The 295-nt window shown below is 65.8% G+C and carries 1 protein-coding gene; it reads right to left on the bottom strand.

Annotated elements, in window-relative coordinates; genetic code table 11:
* Positions 1 to 24 precede the first annotated feature (24 nt).
* Positions 25 to 295: ferritin-like domain-containing protein (locus HOP58_RS22910; RefSeq protein WP_234261940.1), on the bottom strand; the 271-nt coding region annotated here is incomplete at its 5' end.

Raw genomic sequence — 295 nt, forward strand, 5'->3', positions numbered from 1 at the left:
CGGTGTGTGCGGTGAGGTTCTCTATCAGGCAGACTTGCGGCGCGCCTTGTCGGCGGCGCCCTTCTCGGTCGACTGCCCCTCGTGCGTCAGCTGGCCGCCGGCGCTCTCCAGGTGCGCCCGCACGAACCACTGGAATTTCTCCAGCTCGCCGGCATGGGCGATGAGCAGGTCCTGTGACACCAGGTCGAGGTCTTCGAGTTTCTCGATCGACTTGCGGGTGTCTTCGATGACGCCGTTGTACACCAGGTCGAGCGCGGCCAGGTGGGCCTGGACGGTGTCACGCTCGACGGAGTAG

Origin of the sequence: Halomonas sp. MCCC 1A11062 (assembly GCF_021404355.1) — a bacterium.
In the GTDB taxonomy this organism is placed as follows: domain Bacteria; phylum Pseudomonadota; class Gammaproteobacteria; order Pseudomonadales; family Halomonadaceae; genus Halomonas; species Halomonas aerodenitrificans.